We start from the raw sequence: 625 nt of genomic DNA on the forward strand, positions 1-625 counted from the left end.
GCCTAAGCCGATTGCGCGGCCAAGCGCTGCTACAACGTCGGCCAGCGGGATCAGCGTCGAGCCATAGGCGATCGACAGCAGAGCGAGAGCGGCGATCGCCGCCGCTCCCGCCAGCATGGCCAACGCAAATGCCGGATGGCGCAAGCTCAAAATGCTTCCGGGTGCATGGCCTTGGCGATCTTGTCGATCGCTTCGATGTTGGCGGGTCCAGGCGTCAGCTCGGCGTAGCGGAGGGCGACGAAGCGCTCGTTCTTGACCGCGTCTGTCTCCTTCATGGCCGGATGCGCTTTCAGGAAATCGAGCAGCTTCCTGTAGCCGCCACCGTCCTGGTAATCGAGCAGGATGAGGAATTGCGGATTGCGCGACGCCACCGTTTCCCAATCCGTGTTGCCCCAGCTGGTGTCCATGTCAGCCATGATGTTGTCGCCGCCGGCGGCAGTGATCATGGCGCTGGGGATGGCGAACTTGCCTGCGGTGAACGGCTTGTCCTCGCCGGAATCGTAGAGGAACACCCGCGTGCCCTTGGCGCTGCCGACCTTGGCGGTGATGTCGGCGAGCTGCGCCTTCCAGCCAGAGACAAGCTTTTCAGCCTCGGCCTCCTTGCCGCAGATCTTGCCCAGCTTTT

The 625-nt window shown here is 63.2% G+C and carries 1 protein-coding gene; it reads right to left on the reverse strand.

The genetic code is table 11. The features are described from left to right. Positions 1-146: 146 nt before the first annotated feature. A partial coding sequence (locus EN994_RS34320) for an ABC transporter substrate-binding protein (protein ID WP_164746572.1) occupies positions 147-625 on the reverse strand: 479 nt, incomplete at its 5' end.

The organism is Mesorhizobium sp. M7A.F.Ca.CA.002.09.1.1, assembly GCF_003998555.1.
In the GTDB taxonomy this organism is placed as follows: Bacteria; Pseudomonadota; Alphaproteobacteria; order Rhizobiales; family Rhizobiaceae; genus Mesorhizobium; species Mesorhizobium ciceri.